Genomic DNA, 15,580 nt, shown 5'->3' on the forward strand with positions numbered 1-15,580 from the left:
TTACTCGAACAGGCGGCGTTCGGGGATCACGAAGACATCGCCATCGAGGACGCTGGCGGTGCCGTTCGGGCTGCGCCCGTCGAGGATCGCCTGATAGTCGATGGCGTAGATCGTCTCGACCCCGTTCACGACCCGGCGCAGCTGGATCCGGCGCGTCGCGGCGAAGGGCGTGAAGCCGCCGACCTCGGAGAAGAGTTGCAGCAGGCTGGTGCCCGGCTCGACCTCGAGACGGCCGGGGCTGCCGACCTCACCGAGGGCGTAGACGTCGTAGAGCAGCGGCTCGACCGGCTCGACCGGCTCCAGCTCGGCCTGCGGCGCGACCTGCTGGAGCGAGACGTAGACGCTGGGCCGGGCGGCGAAGCTGGGGGCGAGCTGCGCGGTCAGCGCCTCCTGCACGCCCTCGACGGTGCGGCCCGCCGCGGTGACGGAGCCGGCCAGCGGCACGGTGATCCGCCCGTCGGGCGAGACCAGGACCGCGCGGTTCAGCGTCTCGTCCTCGAGGACTTCGATGCGCAGCGTGTCGCCGGGCTGGATGCGGTAGCCCTGGGCCTGGGCCGCGGCGGCGCCGGTCAGCAGCGCCAGCGCGAGCAGCAGCCGGCCGAGGGCCGCGTGGAAATTGAAACAAAGACGGGACATAACGGGCACCTTCCTGACGATCCGGCCTGATGATCCGGCGAGGATCCGGCCGCTTGCCGGTTTCCTACCTTAGATTGCGAAGCTTGACTGCCCCCCGCGAGGCCTGCGTGACCGCAGGTCGCGTTTCCGGGCGGGAACGTGCCGGGGCTGCAACAGGGCGGCCCCGGCAAAAATCGGCTTTGGGTTGCAGACCCGGGCCGCTCTTCCCGGTCCAGTACCGCTGCGACAGCGGTCCTTCCCGGGCGCTCGGCCCTGGGTGCGGCCTGGGCGGGGCCGGGCCTAGTCCGATCCGGGCGCGGCGCTGTCCCCCGCCTCGCCGGCTCCGGTTTCGCCGCCGGTTTGGTCCCCGGTTTCGGCGGCACCCTCGGTCCCGGTCCCGGCCTCGCCGAGACCATCGAGCGTCTCGCGGGCGATCTGGAACTGCGGCAGCGGGCTATCCCCGGCCATCTCGAGCGCGGCCTCCAGCGCCTCGCGCGCCTCGGCCTCCTGCCCCGCGGCGGCATAGGCCATCCCGAGGTGGTAGCGCACCAGAGGATCGCGGGGCAGGCCCCGGGCGGCGGGCTCGAGCTGGGTGACGGCCTCCTCGATATTGCCGCGGCGGTACTCGATCCAGCCGTAGGTGTCCTGGAAGGCCGGCTGGTCGCGGCCGCGCAGCCGGCGGGCGATGGTCGCCGCCCGCTCCAGCGCCTGCGGATCCTCGATATGGGTGCCGATCAGGCTGGCCAGGTTGTTGGCCACCACCAGGTTGCCGCTGTCCTCGGCATAGAGCGCCTCGTAGATCTCGAGCGACCCCTCGATATCGCCCGCGGCCTCGAGGCGGCCGGCCTCGAGCGCGCGCAGCTGGCGCGACTCCGGCGCCGCCTCGAGGGCCCGGGCCAGCACCGCGGCGGCCTCCTGCCCCTGACCCTGCGCCTCCAGCAGGCCGAAGAGCCGCGTCACTGCCCCCTCCTGGCCCGGCGCTTCCTCGAGCACGCGGCGCAGCTCGGCCTCGGCCGCCCCGGGATCCTCGGTGGCGATGTAGAGATTGGCGCTGAGGATGCGCATCTCGGCATCCTCGGGGCGCGCCTCGAGCGCGGTATCGACCGCGGCGCGCGCGCCCTCGGCATCGCCGGCGCGGAACCGCGCCAGGGCCAGCATCGCCGCCGCCCGGCCATCCGCATCCGCGCCCGCGCCGATCTGCGCCTCGAGCGCGGCGACGGTGGCCTCGGCGCCGCGCTGGCCAAGGCTGCGGGCAGTGCGCAGCTCCTCCGCGAGGTCCTGCGCCTCGGGGCTGCTTAGCGTCTCGAGCGTCTCGATCATCCGGCCGAGGGCGGCCCAGTCCTGCCGCTGCAGCGCGCGCTGCGCCGAGAGCTGCAGAAGCGGCAGGTTCCCGGGCGAGACGCGGCGCGCGTCCTCGAGCACCGAATCGGCGGCCTGCAGCCGGTCCTGCTGCTGCAGGAAGGTGGCATAGCGCAGCGATTCCTCGGGCGCATTGCCCGAGACCTCGACCGCGAGGGCGAGCCGCTCGCCCGCCAGCTCGAGGCTGCCGTCGCGCTCGTGCGCCTCGGCCATCAGGGTCATGATCTCGGGATCGCGCGGGCTCTGGCCCAGGGCGCTGCGCAGGTCGCTGATCGCATCGCCGGGGCGGTCCTCCTCGATCGCCCAGTTCGCGCGCAGCTTGAGCGCCTCGGTATTGCTGGGATCCTCCTCGAGGACCTCCTCGACCTGCGCCCGCGCGCCGACCGCATTGCCGGTGGCGATCAGCATGCGCGCCAGGGTGACCTGGGCGCGGCGGCGCTGGTCCGAGGGCTGGCCGCCCTCGACGATGTCCTGCATCTCCGAGATCGCCTCCGCGCGCGCGCCACCGGAGAAGTCGATGCCGGCCCGGAGCGAGCGGTAGAGCGCGGCGCGGGTCGCGGCCTCGGGGCCCTCGAGTGCCTGGTTGGCCTCGATCAGCGCGCTCAGCTCGGCGCGGGCGGCCTCGCTGCCGCGGGCCTGCTCGAGGAACTGCACCAGCGTCACATGCCCCTCGACCGGCGCATCGGCGGGTCCGGCCAGCTCGCGCAGCAGCGCCTCGGCCTGCTCCAGGTCGCCGCGGTCCATGTACCAGGCGATCAGCAGCTTGCGCACCTGCTCGTTGTCGGGGAACCGCTCGGCCATGGTCTCGATCTCGGCCTCGGCCTCCTCCTCGCGCTCGGCGCCGACCAGCAGGCGGAAGCGCAGCAGCTGCAGCTCGAGCTGGGCGGGATCGGCCTCGATCGCGCGGGCCAGCTCGGGCAGGGCCGCCTGCGGGTCGGGGCCGTTCATCAGGGCGTCGATGATGATGCGGCGGGCCACGGCATTCTCGGGCTGCACCTCGAGCACGGCGCGCGCCTCCTCGGCGGCCTCTTCGCGGGCGGCGTCGTCCTGCGCCATGCTCGCCTCGCGGTAGGCCAGGGCGGCGGCGATGGCGCGGCTGCGCGGCAGGTCGGCATCGATCGCGATCGCCGCCTCGCCGTGGCGGCGGACCTCGTCCCAGTCGGCGGTCGGCACCGCCATTTCGGCCAGCGTCAGCCGGGTCTCGAGATCGTCGGGATACTGCTCGACCAGGCGCAGGTACTGCGAATAGGCCTCCTGCAGGTTGCCGCGCTCGCGCATCGTATCGGCGTAGAGACGCCGCGCGTCGCGGTGGAAGCCGTCGTTGTCGAAGACGTTGCGCAGCTCGACCAGGGCGCGGTCGACGTCGCCCTCCTCCATCAGCGCCAGGGCGGACTGGTAGTATTCCTCGGCCCGTTCCTCGGAGCTCTTGCAGCCGCTGATCAGGAGAACCGCGACGAGAGCGGCGGCGAGGGGAAGACGGGTCATGGCGGGATCCGGATCACTGGGGGCCTGGGAACGGGCGGCCGGGAACGCTAACGCCGCCCTTTCATCACGGCGGGCCGGGTCACCGCAAGCGCGCGGGGGACACAGGACCGCGACAGGAGGCGTGGAAACGCTGTGTTCCCGCTTTGCGCGATCCGCCAAGGGGCCACCCCGGGGCCCCTCTGGGCCGCCCATTGGCCCCGCGAGACCCCTGCGAGAGGGCGTCTTACGCCGCATTGCAGCACGATGCTGTGAAATCGGGCACAGAGGCCGGCGCGAAAGCCCCGAAACTGCTCATCATCGGCTTTTCGGAGGCGCCGAGCTGCGGTAAGAGGAAGCCGGTTTGCGTTGCCCTGTCGGTTCGGGCGCTGTTGCCCCCAAGGCGTCATATCGGGGCCTTGCTGCGATGCGACAGGCTCATGCCTTGGAAACGACGACAGGTCTGCTGGAAGTTGAACATCTACACCGATCATTTCGGCCTCACGGAACGGCCCTTCACGCTGGTGCCCGACCCGGACTTCCTGTTCTGGTCGGAGCATCACCTGCGCGCCTTCGCGATGCTGGAATACGGGCTGATGACGCGGGCGCCGATCACGCTGATCACCGGCGAGGTGGGGGCCGGCAAGACCACGCTGCTGCATCATGTCCTGCGCTCGCTTGAGGAGGACGTGACCGTCGGGCTGGTCTCGAACGCCCATGGCGACCGCGGCGAGCTTCTGCGCTGGGTGCTGCTGGCGCTTGACCAGCCGCCGGCGCAGGGCGCCACCTACGTCGAGCTCTTCGGCCAGCTGCAGAGCTTCCTGATCGAGGAATATGCCGAGGGGCGGCGGGTGCTGATCGTCTTCGACGAGGCGCAGAACCTCAGCCGCGAGAGCCTCGAAGAGCTGCGGATGTTCACCAACATCAACTCCGGCAAGGACGAGCTGCTGCAGCTGGTGCTGGTCGGCCAGCCCGAGCTGCGCGAGATCATCGGCCGCGCCGATCTGAGCCAGTTCGCGCAGCGCGTCGCCTCCAGCTTCCACCTCGGCCCGATGTCTCCCGAGATGGTGCGCGCCTATATCGACCGCCGGCTCGAGGTGGCGGGCGCCGGCTACCGCATCTTCGACGACGAGGCGGCGGCGCTGATCCACGAGGCGACGGGCGGCGTGCCGCGCCTCGTCAACCAATTGTGCGACCTGTCGCTGGTCTATGCCTTCTCGGCCGAGCGCGAGGATGTCGACGGCGCGCTGGTCCGGCAGGTGCTGGACGACGGCGTGTTCTTCGCGGGGCGCACCGCCAGCAAGGCGCCGGTCCTGGTGCTGTCCCGCGACCAGAAGAAATCGGACTGAGTTCATGGATATCAAGTTCTACCTGCAGCTGTTCCTGCGCCGCCTTCCCTGGTTCCTGCTGTTCCTCTTCATGGGAACGGCCGCGGGGGTGACCCTGGCCGCGGTGCTGCCGCCCAGCTACACCGCCCGTTCGACCCTGATCGTCGAGAGCGAGCAGATCCCCTCGGACCTGGCGGAATCCACCGTCACCACCGAGGCCACCGAGGCGCTGCAGATCATCCAGCAGCGCATCCTGGCGCGCGACGAGCTGATCGACCTGTCTAACCGTCTGGGCGTCTACCAGGCGGGGCCCGGGGCTGACCGCAGCCAGATGACCGCCGACGAGATCGTGCGCGACCTGCGCCAGCGGATCGACATCGATACCGGGGGCGGGCGGAATTCGGCCACGATCGTCACCGTCAGCTTCAGCGCGCCCTCCGCGCGGCTCTCCTCGGAGGTGGTCAACGAACTGGTGACCATGATCCTGCAGGAGAACGTGGCCCTGCGCACCAGCACCACCGGCCAGACGCTGGAGTTCTTCTCCGGCGAGGTCGAGCGGCTCGACGAGGAGCTGTCGCAGCGCGGCGCCGAGATCCTCGCCTTCCAGGAAGAGAACCTGAACGCCCTTCCCGACAGCCTCAACTTCCGGCGCAGCCAGCAATCGGCGGCGCAGGAGCGGCTGGTCCAGCTCGAGCGGGACGAGGCCACCCTGCGCGATCGGCGCCAGCGGCTGGTCGAGCTTTACGAGGATACCGGCCGCGTCGCCCCTGCCGATCCCTCGCAGATGTCCGCCGAGGAGCGGCAGCTGCAGGGCCTGCGCGACGAGATGGCCGCGGCGCTGGCCGTGCTCTCGCCGCAGCACCCGCGCATCCGGCAGATGGAGTCGCGGATCGCCGCGCTCGAGGCGCGGGTCTCCTCGGCCGATGAGGGCACGCAGACGGAGGAGGCGGTCGATCCGGGCCTGAGCGCCTATCAGGTGCAGCTCGCGGATATCGACGGCCAGCTCGAGTTCATCGACGAGCAGAAGGACCAGATCAGCGCCACGCTCGAGGCGCTGCGCGCCTCGATCGAGCAGACGCCGGCCAATGCGATCCGGCTGCAGACGCTCCAGCGCAGCTACGACGCGGTGCAGGCGCGCTACAACCAGGCGGTGCAGAACCGCGCCCGGGCCGAGACCGGCGATACCATCGAGGCGCTCTCGAAGGGGCAGCGCATCTCGGTGGTCGAGCCGGCGACGCCCCCGGCCGCCCCCGAGAGCCCGGACCGGCCGCTGATCGCGGCGGCCGGCGTCGGCGGCGGCCTGGCCCTGGGGATCGGCGTGATCGTCCTGATCGAGCTTCTGAACGGGGCGATCCGGCGGCCGGCGGATCTGACCGCCCGGCTCGGCATCGCGCCCTTCGGCACGTTGCCCTATATCCGCACCGCGCAGGAGGCCCGGCGCCGCCGCGCGATCATCTTCGGTGCCTTCCTGGTGGTGCTGGCCTTGCCCGGCCTGCTGTGGTGGGTTCATAGCACTATCGCGCCGCTCGACCTGATGCTCGGGCGCGTGATCGATCGCCTGACCTGATCGGCGGCAAGGAGCCCCTAGAATGGAAAAGATCCAGTCCGCCATCGCCAAGGCCCGCGCCAGCCGCGACGCGGCCACCCCGCGTGAGACCGCCAAGCCGCTGGACAAGGCGCCTTACCTGCCCGGCGGCGATCCCGAGCCCTCCGGTGCCGCGACCGCGGCGCATGAGGGGCTCTGGACCGCCCTGCCCGAGTACCGGCCGAAGCCGGCGGTTCTCGAGGCGAACCGCGTCACCGCCTACAAGGGCGGCCACGGGGCGGCGGAATTCGACGTCATGCGCACCCGCCTGCTGCAGCAGTTCGCCGCCAATGGCTGGCGCCGGGTGGCGATCACCTCGCCGGGGCCGGGCTGCGGCAAGAGCACGCTTGCCGCGAACCTTGGCTTCAGCCTGGCGCGCCAGGGCGAGCAGCGCACGCTGATCGCCGATCTCGACCTGCGCCGCCCGGCGCTGGGGCGCATCCTCGGGCTCGAGGCGCGGCACAGCTTCGCCCGGGTGCTGCAGGGCGAGGCCGCCTTCGAGGACAACGCCCTGCGCTACGGCGAGAACCTGATCCTCGCCAGCAACGTGGAAGCCGCCCGCAACCCGGCCGAGCTGATGCAGAGCAGCGGCGCGCGCCGCCGGATCGACGAGATCGAGGCCCGCTACCAGCCGACGGTCATGCTCTTCGACCTGCCGCCCCTCCTGGCGAACGACGATGCCATGGCCTTCGCCAGCGCGGTCGATTGCGTGATCCTCGTGGCCGCCGCCGAGTCGACCTCGATCAAGGAGATCGACACCTGCGAGCGCGATCTCGCGGCGCAGACCAATGTGCTGGGCGTGGTGCTGAACAAGTGCCGCTACCTCGAGAAATCCGACAAGTACTACGGCTACAGCTGATCGGCCCGCGGCGCGGGGCCGCCTAGCGGCCCCGGCCGGACCGGAAGCCCGCGGCTTGGGACAGCATCCAGCCCATCCGCAGGAGCCTCAGCCGCAGTAGGATCCAGGCCCCGGCCCGGCGTTCGGCCGAAGAGGCCAGCCTCGGCGAGGTCAGCACCCTTGGCAGATGCACCAGCGCGCTGAGCGGCATCGCCAGCCCGCGCAGCGCCCAGCTCAGCCGCTGCCCCGGTGCGGTGCCGTGGAAGATGTAGCCCTCGTGGGCGATGCGGCGCCATTTCTTGCGCAGCGCCGGCCAGTCGCTGCGCGTCGGATGCGCGACCTCCAGCTCGGGACGATAGGCAATCGGGTAGCCGGCGCGCCCGGCGCGGCGGCACCAGTCGATATCCTCGGCCAGGGTGCCGTCGAAGGGGCCGACCGCCTCGAAGACACTGCGGGTGGTCAAGAGGTTGGCGGTCACCGAGAAGCCCTTGCGCTCGACGTAGTCCTGCTGCGGAAAGCCGAAGACCGTCTCGAAGGCCTCGGCGCCGCTGCGCGGGGCGGGCGTCTCGTCGAAGAGCGTGACCTGCCCGCCAAGGATCCCCTCCACCCCGCCGATCGCCAGCGCGGTGCGCAGCCAGTCCGCCGCGGGCACGCAATCGGCATCGAGAAAGAACAGCCAGGGCGCGGTGCTTTCGGCGACGCCGCGGTTGCGCGCCGGGGCGGCGCCCTTGCTGGGCTCGGTCACGAAGCGGGCGAAGGGATAGGCCGCGATCAGCGGCGCGAGATCCTGGGTGGAGCCGTTGTCGACCACCAGCACCTCGACCGGCTGACCCTCGACCTGCGGCGCCAGCGCCCCCAGGCAGCGGTCCAGCCGCTCGGTGTCGTTGTAATGGGGGATCACCACGGCCGCCTGCGGCGGTGCCGTCTGGGTGCTGGAAGGAAGATCGGAGGGCATGATCGTCACCCGGATGGGACAGGGGCGCGGCGGGCGGGGTTCGCGGCACAGAGCCCTGCCCGGCCCGGAAATGCAAGGCCCCCGAGGTGCGGGGGCGGGATGCGCGCGGGGGCGAAACGGGTTATCCCTGCCGCCGCGAGACCGAAGGAGAGGGCACGATGCAGGACCATGTCGAAGACCGCCCCAAGGCCCGGCCGGCCGAATGAGCCTTCCCGAGCTCCTCGCCTTCGCCGCGGCCTGCCTGCTCTACGCGCTTGTGGCGGCGGCGGCTGTGCTGGCGCTCTGGGCGGCGCTGCGCGGGGCCCGTGCCGCCCTGCGCGCCGCGCCGGCGGTGCTTTCGACCGCCTTCTTCCTGGCGCTGACGCATTATCCCTTTCCCGCCCCCGGGCAGCTGGACTGCAGCCAGGGCGGGATGCCGCCGCGTCTGGTGCCTCTGGTCCGGCTCGGGCAGGAGATCGCCGCGCTCTGGCGCGCCGGGGCGCCGCCGGCGGCCTGGCTGGGCGATCTCGACGTCTTCCCGGCGCTGATGAACCTGCTGCTCTGCGCGCTGATCGGCCTTGCGCTGGCGCCGCTGATCGCCCGGGCGCGCGGCGCCGCCCTTTTCGGGCTGGGGCTGACGCTGGCGGTCGAGATCTCGCAGCTGACCGGGGTCTTCGGGCTTTACGACTGCGCCTACCGGCAGTTCGACGTCGACGACATCATCCTCAACCTGCTGGGGGTGGTGCTGGGTCATGCCGCCGGCCGGGCCTGGCTGCGCCGGCGCGGCTGACCCGGGCGCATCGCGGGTTCAGAGCTGGCATGCAAGGCCCTAGCGCGGCTCTCGGCGGAGGGCCACTCAGCGCCGGCGCGGATGCGGCGAACTCTGGCTGACCGCCTTGAAAACGGCACGGAGCCGTCATTGAAGCGCCCGCCGGGGGGCGTGCTATGGCAGCCGCACAGATGTGCCGTCCCGCCCGGAGGTCCTGCCGATCATGCCGAAGACCGATCCCTACCGCGTCGCCATGGCCCGCCTGCGTCCGCCCCTCGGGGCCGCGCTGAGCTTCAGCGCCCTCGTCAACCTGCTGATGCTGACCGGCTCGATCTACATGCTGCAGGTCTACGACAGGGTGCTGACCAGCGGCTCGGTCCCGACGCTGCTCGGGCTCTTTGCCATCGTGGTCGTGCTCTATGCCTTTCTGTGCCTTTACGACGTGCTGCGCCGGCGGCTGCTGTCGCGCGCGGCGCTGCACCTCGACGGCGCGCTCGGCGGCGCCGCTTTCGACCAGTTCCTGGCCTCGGGCCTGCCCGAGAGCGCCGGCAAGGCGCAGCCGCTGCAGGATCTCAAGACCCTGCGCGGCACCATCGGCAGCCCCGCCCTGGTGGCGCTGATCGACCTGCCCTTCGTGCCGCTGTTCCTGGGCGTGCTGTTCATGCTGCACCCCTGGCTCGGCTGGCTGACGCTGGCCGGGGCCGGCGTGACGGGGGCGATCGCGCTGATCAACCGCCTCGTCACCGGCCCCTCGATCGCCGAGAGCGGCGATCTCGAGGCCGAGGAGCGCGCCTTCACCGAAGGCAGCCGGCGGGCGGCCGAGACCATTACGGCGATGGGCATGACGGGGGTGGTCGACCGGGTCTGGCTGCGGATGCATTCGGCCAGCCTGGCCGCGGCGCAACGCGGCGCCGAAGCCTCCGAGACGCTGGCCGCGATGAGCCGCTCGGTGCGGATGCTGCTGCAATCGGCGATCCTGACGCTGGGCGCCTACCTGGTGCTGCAGGGCCAGATCTCGGGCGGGATGATCATCGCCGCCTCGATCCTTTCGGGCCGGGCGCTGGCGCCGGTGGACCAGGTGATCGGGCAATGGCGCAGCCTCGACCGGGCGCTGCAGGCGCATCGCCGGCTGCGCCGCCTCTTCGCCACGCTGCCCGCCGCGCCCGAGCCTGTCGCCCTGCCCGATCCGACCGGCGAGATCACCGTGACCGGCGTGACGAAATTCGCCCCCGGCAGCCGCGGCCCCGACCGGCCGCGCCTGCTGGAGGGCATCGATGTCACCCTGCATCCCGGTGACGGTCTGGGAGTGATCGGCAAGTCCGGCAGCGGCAAGTCCACCCTCGCGCGGGTGCTGGCCGGCGCCTGGCAGGCCGATACCGGCGAGGTGCGGATCGACGGCGCCACGCTGTCGCAATGGGACCCGGCGCGGATCGGCCGCGAGATCGGCTACCTGTCGCAGAGCGTCGAGATCCTGCCCGGCACGATCCGCGACACCATCGCCCGCCTGCAGGAGGATGCCACCGACGAGGCGGTGATCGCCGCGGCCCGCCTGGCCGGCATCCACGAGATGATCCTGCAGCTGCCGCAGGGCTATGCCACGCAGATCGGCGGCGCGGCGGGCATGCCGCTCTCGGGCGGGCAGCTCCAGCGCCTGGGCCTGGCCCGCGCGCTTTACGGCATGCCGCGCCTGGTGATCCTGGACGAGCCCAATTCCAACCTCGACGCCGAGGGCGAAGAGGCGCTGACGCGGGCGATCCGGGCTCTGCGCGCGGCGGGATCGGTGGTGATCGCCATCGCTCATCGCCCCAGCGCGCTGGCCGCGCTCAACAAGCTGCTGCTGCTCGAGGCGGGCCGCGTGGCGCAAATCGGCGACAAGGACGAGGTGCTGGCAGCCAGCGGCGCCGTGCGGCCGAGCGTCACCCGCACCCGCCCCGTGCCGCTGCGCCTGCCGCTCGAGCGGCGCGTCGGCGCCACCGCCCCGGCCGCGAACCAGGTGGCAAACCACCCCGGGGGGCTTGTCGTCACCGCCCGATCGCGGCAGGACCGCCCCGCCGCCTCGCGGCGCTAGGGCCACCGCCTGCACCTTGCGATGCCGCGGCGCAGCGCTAGTCTGGCCGCGGCAGCACAGGCAGGGTGACGGAGACAGGCATGCAGGCGAACGAGAGCGGGCGGGACCACCCCGCCGCACAGAAGGCCGCACCGGGTGTCGCGCCGGCGGAGCCCGAGCTGACCGTGATCGTGGTCAGCTACAACACCCGGGCGCTGACCCTGGCCTGCCTCGAGACGCTCTATGCCAGGACCCATACCACGCGGTTCCGCTGCGTCCTGCTCGACAATGCCTCGAGCGACGGCTCGGCCGAGGCGGTGGCAGAGCGCTTTCCCCAGGTCGAGTTGATCGCCTCTGAGGACAACCTCGGCTTCGCCAAGGCCAACAACGTCGTCGCCGCGCAGGCGCAGACCGAATGGCTGCTGCTGCTCAACCCCGATACCGAGGTGCACGAGGGCGCGATCGACGCGCTTCTGGCCTTTTCGAAGGAGAACCCGCAGGCCGGGATCACCGGCGGGCGCACGGTCTTTCCCGACGGCTCGCTGAACAAGCTCTCCTGCCTCGACCGGATCACCCCCTGGTCGGCCTTCTGCGTGGCCACCGGGCTGGCCTCGGTCTTTCGCAACACGACGCTGTTCAACCCCGAGTATATCGGCGGCTGGGACCGCGACACGGTGCGCGAGGTCGATATCGTGGTGGGCTGCTTTCTGATGATCCGCCGCAGCCTCTGGGAGGAGCTGGGTGGCTTCAACCTCAAGTACTTCATGTATGCAGAAGAGGCCGATCTCTGCCTGCGCGCGGGCAAGCTGGGCTACCGCCCGATGATCACGCCCGAGGCGCAGATCATGCACCTCGTCGGCGCCTCCTCGAAGCGGACCGACAAGATGAAGCGAGTCGCCAAGGGGCGCGCGACGCTGATCCGTGATCACTGGCCCTCGGCGCTGGTGCCGCTGGGACTGGGGCTGATGTGGCTCTGGTGTGCGCTGCGCCTGGGCGCGGCGCGCCTCATGGCACTGGGTGCACCCCGGCGGCACGGCGAGACCTACGAGAAATGGTCCGGTATCTGGTCTGCCAGGGCTGACTGGCTGGCGGGCTATCAGGCCTGAGGCAGCCCTTCGCGATCAGGCGAGGCGCCGGTCCGGCGGGCGGCGCAGCAGCCGTCCCTTGACCTCCATCGCGGGCTTTTCGACGAGGTGCCAGGAGAGGACGGCCAGGATCAGGGTCGGCGGCAGGGAGTAAAGCAGGTTCTGCAGCGGCGTCTGGTCGCCAAAGGCCCAGACGGCCCAGCCCTGAAGCGGGAAGGCATAGATGTACATGCCGTAGGAGTAATCTCCCAGCCTGTTGTAGGCGCGGATCGCGCCACCCGGAACATAGCCGAGCCAGAAGGTGATGTAGGTGATCGCCAAGCTGAGGGCGGGAAGATAGAGGATGCTGCCCGCGGCCAGCCAGGCAAGGCCCGCGGTCAGCGCTACGCCCCAGAGCGACAGCGGGATCCGGTCCCGCCAGATGTAGAAGGCCACGCCGATCGCGAAGGGCATGGCCAGCCGCGGCAGGCGGCCGAAGGGCTGGGGTAGGCTGAGATTGCCCAGCGTGAGGACCAGCCACCCCAGCACATAGAGAGACAGGGCCAAGGCCGCAGCGCGCGGGCCGCGCCAGGCCCCCATGAGACCGGCGAAAAAGACGCCGGCATAGCAGGCAACCTCGTGGCGGAGGGTCCAGATGGACCCCACGACCGCCGGGTAGGGCTGCGTCTCGAAGACGCCGGGCAGCGTGTATTGCAGCGGCACCAGCGCCATGTCCCGCAGCACGAAGAGATAGGGATCGGGCAGGCCCAGGTAGGTGGCGACCGGCAGGGTCGTGACCAGGGGGCCAAGGACGAAGGCAACCAGAAGAAGATTGACCAGAAGCCCCGGAAGCAGCCGCAGGAGACGCGCCAGAACGAAGCTCGTCCGGCTGGAGGACCGGTTGAAGCTCGCGGTGATAAGATAGCCCGAGATCGCGAAGAAGATGAAGACCGCCACGCTGCCCAGGGTCAGCCCCAGCCAGTCGGCCAGCGGCTCCGGCGCGCCCTCTCCGAGGGCGATGGGCACCGCATGGGAGACCATGACCGCCGTCGCCGCGACCATTCGGATCAGGTTGAGGTTGTTGTCGCGTCCGGTCGCGACATGCCCAAGAACCATCATCTTTGTCAGTCCGCGCCGGGAAAAGGGGAAGTCGACCGACTGTAGCGGCCAAGGCTTCCGGCGACCAGCGCCGTCCTTGTTGTAGTAGGCAAATCCCTTTAAGATGTGAGGTGGTAATCTCGTGCCTAGGCTGATCCCGATCGGGAACGGACGACACAGTCAGGAGGCGCGTTTTGGCGTCCATAGATCAGATGCAGCCAGGCCTCCGTCGTGCCGGAGTGGTCGAGAGCCCGGCTCGCGGGGCTCTTTTGCTGTTCCTGCTGACGATCATTATGCCGATCTCGATGGAGCTGGGCGGCCTGCGCCTTTCGCCGACGCGGCTTTTCCTGCTCGTGTCGATCATTCCCTTCGCTGCGCAGATCGTCTCGGGCCGGGTGGGCCGTTTCACCTGGACCGACAAGTTTTTCCTGCTGCATGGCATCTGGATCTTCCTCGCGCTGATCATGGTGCATGGCACCTCGCGGATCCCCTTCGCCGGCATCACGGCCGTCGAACTCGTGGGAGGCTATTTCGTAGGGCGGGTCATGATCCGCAACGCGCAAGACTACCGGTATGTGCTCGGTTTCATGCTGATCGCCATCATCTGTCTCCTGCCTGTCGCCATCTACGAGAACTTCACCGGCACGCTGGTTATCCCGGATTTGCTGCGGCCGATCTTCGATACGCCTTCGAGGGGCGACAGCGCCTATGGTCGTATGGGGCTGGAGCGGGTCTACGTCGTGTTCGATCACCCGATCCTCTGGGGGCTGTTCTGCTCTCTGACGCTGTCGAACTTCGTGATGGCGGTGCGCAAGAACCCGGTTCTCATCGTCGTGGCGATCGGGTTCTCGCTCTACACCACGATGCTGGCCTTGTCCTCGGCGCCGCTTCTGGCCTGTGCGCTACAGCTCGGCATGCTGAGCTGGGGCTGGATCATGCGCGGACGCTGGAGGTTGCTGCTGATCCTCATGGTGGTCGGCTACGTCACGGTGGATCTTCTCTCGAACCGGACGCCGGTGACGATCATCATCGAGAGCCTGACCTTCAACCCCATGAGCGGCTGGGTCAGGATCGCGATCTTCGATGCGGGCTGGGCGGCCGTGCGCGGCAGCCCGTTCTTCGGCATCGGCTTCAACGACTGGCCGCGGCCGGGATGGGTCACCTCCTCGGTCGACAACTTCTGGCTTCTGACCTCCATGCGCTACGGCATGGTCGGTGTCGGCTTCCTGATCGCGGCATTCGTCTTTCACCTCTGGACGCTGGGCCAGGCGAAGATCGCCGATCCGGAGGTCCAGGCCCTGCGGGTGGGCCATGCCGCCGCCCTGGCGGGGACCGCCTTCACCATGGTCACGGTGCATATCTGGGGCAATGTCTCGATCTTCGTCATGTTCTACCTGGGGGCCGGTTCCTGGATGTATGCCTACGACCAGAGCGGCCCGCAGCAGGGGCCGGAGCCCGATGGCACGGCCCCGCCGGCGGGCGGCTCGCCCTACAGCCGGTTCGCGCCGCAAAGGCAGCGGGGGCCTGCGGCCGGCGCGCGGTCCGTCATGCGACGTCGCGATGAGGGAGGCCGGGCATGACATTTGCATCCCTGCCCCGCGTCAGCGTCATCATACCCTGCCACGACCGCGAAGAGACGGTGCGCGAGGCGGTGCAGAGCGTCCTGGATCAGGATTTTTCCGAACTCGAGGTGATCGCCGTCGACGACCGCTCGGCCGACCGCACGCTCGAGGTGCTGCGCGGCATCGAGGACCCGCGGCTGAAGATCCTCTCCAACACGGGCCCGCAGGGCGCCTCCGGGGCACGAAATTGCGGCGTCGCCCTAGCCCGTGCGCCCTGGATCGCCTTTCAGGACAGCGACGATATCTGGCTGCCCGGCAAGCTCAGCCGGCAGATGGCGCGCCTCGAGGACAGCGATTTCGTTGCCGCCTACTGCGGCATGCAGGTCAAGGACGACGCCCGCCCCGAGACGCCGGTGCAGAAGCGCTATCCCGATCCTGCCCTTTCTCCGCTCGAGGGCGACATTCTGCCCAGCCTGACCCGGCAGAGCTATATCTCGACCCAGATGCTGGTCGTGCGCCGCGACGTCTTCGACGCGGTCGGCGGCTTCGACGAGGCCCTGCCGGCCCTCGTGGACTGGGAGCTGATGCTGCGCGTGGCACAGGCCGGCCCCGTTGCCTTCGTCGACGAAGATCTGGTGGTGCAGCGCATGTCGGGCAATTCCATCACCCGTTCGAGCCGCAGGCGCCTGGAGGCACAGGCCCATGTGCTGGCCAAGCACCGCGATCTCCTGGCGGGCTACCCGGGTGTCCTGGCGCATCATCATCACCGCCTTGCCGGCGCGCATCGCGCCTTCGGCGAGTTCGCGCCGGCGGCGCGTCATGCCGCGGCTGCCCTGCGTGAAAGGCCGGCCAATCCGCGCTACGTGCTCAACGCTCTTTACCTGCGTAGCCGGGCCCTGTTCGGCTGAGCCCCCTTAGTC

General features: G+C 70.2%; 12 protein-coding genes. 8 read left to right on the plus strand and 4 right to left on the minus strand.

Annotation, left to right across the window (positions count from 1 at the left end; genetic code table 11):
* Together DFP88_RS13860 and DFP88_RS13865 are read right to left on the minus strand one after the other, a co-directional pair.
* On the minus strand, positions 1-636 hold the full coding sequence (locus DFP88_RS13860; RefSeq protein WP_110815308.1) for a polysaccharide biosynthesis/export family protein: 636 nt from the start codon (positions 634-636) through the stop codon (positions 1-3).
* Between the two features lie 279 nt (positions 637-915).
* Entirely contained in the window at positions 916-3,459 is a 2,544-nt protein-coding gene (locus tag DFP88_RS13865; RefSeq protein WP_181418652.1) for a tetratricopeptide repeat protein, read from the minus strand.
* Positions 3,460-3,908: 449 nt separating this feature from the next.
* On the opposite strand from DFP88_RS13865, the gene DFP88_RS13870 reads away from it, so the two are divergent.
* From DFP88_RS13870 to DFP88_RS13880, 3 genes are read left to right on the plus strand one after another with little or no spacing between them, the layout of a single operon-like run.
* A complete protein-coding gene (locus DFP88_RS13870; RefSeq protein WP_245904825.1) occupies positions 3,909-4,784 on the plus strand; it encodes an ExeA family protein in 876 nt (291 codons plus the stop codon).
* A 4-nt stretch (positions 4,785-4,788) separates the two neighbouring features.
* On the plus strand, positions 4,789-6,330 hold the full coding sequence (locus DFP88_RS13875) for a lipopolysaccharide biosynthesis protein (RefSeq protein ID WP_110815311.1): 1,542 nt from the start codon (positions 4,789-4,791) through the stop codon (positions 6,328-6,330).
* A 22-nt stretch (positions 6,331-6,352) separates the two neighbouring features.
* Positions 6,353-7,207: a CpsD/CapB family tyrosine-protein kinase gene (locus DFP88_RS13880; RefSeq protein ID WP_110815312.1), complete on the plus strand. Its 855-nt coding sequence runs from the start codon at positions 6,353-6,355 to the stop codon at positions 7,205-7,207.
* Between the two features lie 22 nt (positions 7,208-7,229).
* On the opposite strand, the gene DFP88_RS13885 is transcribed toward DFP88_RS13880, so the two are convergent.
* A complete protein-coding gene (locus DFP88_RS13885) occupies positions 7,230-8,141 on the minus strand; it encodes a glycosyltransferase family 2 protein (RefSeq protein ID WP_110815313.1) in 912 nt (303 codons plus the stop codon).
* A gap of 202 nt (positions 8,142-8,343) precedes the next feature.
* On the opposite strand from DFP88_RS13885, the gene DFP88_RS13890 reads away from it, so the two are divergent.
* The 3 genes from DFP88_RS13890 to DFP88_RS13900 all read left to right on the plus strand — a co-directional run bounded on the left by DFP88_RS13890 (position 8,344) and on the right by DFP88_RS13900 (position 12,042).
* Complete coding sequence (locus DFP88_RS13890) at positions 8,344-8,910, plus strand: VanZ family protein (protein WP_110815314.1); 567 nt, start codon at positions 8,344-8,346, stop codon at positions 8,908-8,910.
* 202 nt (positions 8,911-9,112) lie between these two features.
* Positions 9,113-10,957 (plus strand): type I secretion system permease/ATPase, encoded by a 1,845-nt coding sequence (locus DFP88_RS13895; protein WP_110815315.1) that lies wholly within the window; start codon positions 9,113-9,115, stop codon positions 10,955-10,957.
* Positions 10,958-11,037: 80 nt separating this feature from the next.
* A complete protein-coding gene (locus tag DFP88_RS13900; protein WP_110815316.1) occupies positions 11,038-12,042 on the plus strand; it encodes a glycosyltransferase family 2 protein in 1,005 nt (334 codons plus the stop codon).
* 15 nt (positions 12,043-12,057) lie between these two features.
* Here DFP88_RS13900 and DFP88_RS13905 read toward each other — a convergent pair whose 3' ends face one another.
* Positions 12,058-13,119 (minus strand): acyltransferase family protein, encoded by a 1,062-nt coding sequence (locus DFP88_RS13905; RefSeq protein ID WP_110815317.1) that lies wholly within the window; start codon positions 13,117-13,119, stop codon positions 12,058-12,060.
* A gap of 191 nt (positions 13,120-13,310) precedes the next feature.
* On the opposite strand from DFP88_RS13905, the gene DFP88_RS13910 reads away from it, so the two are divergent.
* Positions 13,311-14,678, plus strand: coding sequence for an O-antigen ligase family protein (locus tag DFP88_RS13910; protein ID WP_146227511.1), 1,368 nt, complete (start codon positions 13,311-13,313; stop codon positions 14,676-14,678).
* A complete protein-coding gene (locus DFP88_RS13915) occupies positions 14,675-15,568 on the plus strand; it encodes a glycosyltransferase family 2 protein (protein ID WP_110815319.1) in 894 nt (297 codons plus the stop codon). The genes DFP88_RS13910 and DFP88_RS13915 overlap by 4 nt, the downstream gene beginning before the upstream one ends.
* The last annotated feature ends 12 nt before the right edge of the window (positions 15,569-15,580 follow it).

It is taken from the genome of Pseudoroseicyclus aestuarii (genome assembly GCF_003217255.1).
GTDB lineage: Bacteria > Pseudomonadota > Alphaproteobacteria > Rhodobacterales > Rhodobacteraceae > Pseudoroseicyclus > Pseudoroseicyclus aestuarii.

Coding starts and splice junctions, on each gene's coding strand:
- DFP88_RS13905 (WP_110815317.1), bottom strand. CDS start 13,119: ATGATGGTTCTTGGGCATGTCGCGACCGGACGCGACAACAACCTCAAC.
- DFP88_RS13910 (WP_146227511.1), top strand. CDS start 13,311: ATGCAGCCAGGCCTCCGTCGTGCCGGAGTGGTCGAGAGCCCGGCTCGC.
- DFP88_RS13885 (WP_110815313.1), bottom strand. CDS start 8,141: ATGCCCTCCGATCTTCCTTCCAGCACCCAGACGGCACCGCCGCAGGCG.
- DFP88_RS13860 (WP_110815308.1), bottom strand. CDS start 636: ATGTCCCGTCTTTGTTTCAATTTCCACGCGGCCCTCGGCCGGCTGCTG.
- DFP88_RS13900 (WP_110815316.1), top strand. CDS start 11,038: ATGCAGGCGAACGAGAGCGGGCGGGACCACCCCGCCGCACAGAAGGCC.
- DFP88_RS13875 (WP_110815311.1), top strand. CDS start 4,789: ATGGATATCAAGTTCTACCTGCAGCTGTTCCTGCGCCGCCTTCCCTGG.
- DFP88_RS13865 (WP_181418652.1), bottom strand. CDS start 3,459: ATGACCCGTCTTCCCCTCGCCGCCGCTCTCGTCGCGGTTCTCCTGATC.
- DFP88_RS13880 (WP_110815312.1), top strand. CDS start 6,353: ATGGAAAAGATCCAGTCCGCCATCGCCAAGGCCCGCGCCAGCCGCGAC.
- DFP88_RS13915 (WP_110815319.1), top strand. CDS start 14,675: ATGACATTTGCATCCCTGCCCCGCGTCAGCGTCATCATACCCTGCCAC.
- DFP88_RS13895 (WP_110815315.1), top strand. CDS start 9,113: ATGCCGAAGACCGATCCCTACCGCGTCGCCATGGCCCGCCTGCGTCCG.
- DFP88_RS13890 (WP_110815314.1), top strand. CDS start 8,344: ATGAGCCTTCCCGAGCTCCTCGCCTTCGCCGCGGCCTGCCTGCTCTAC.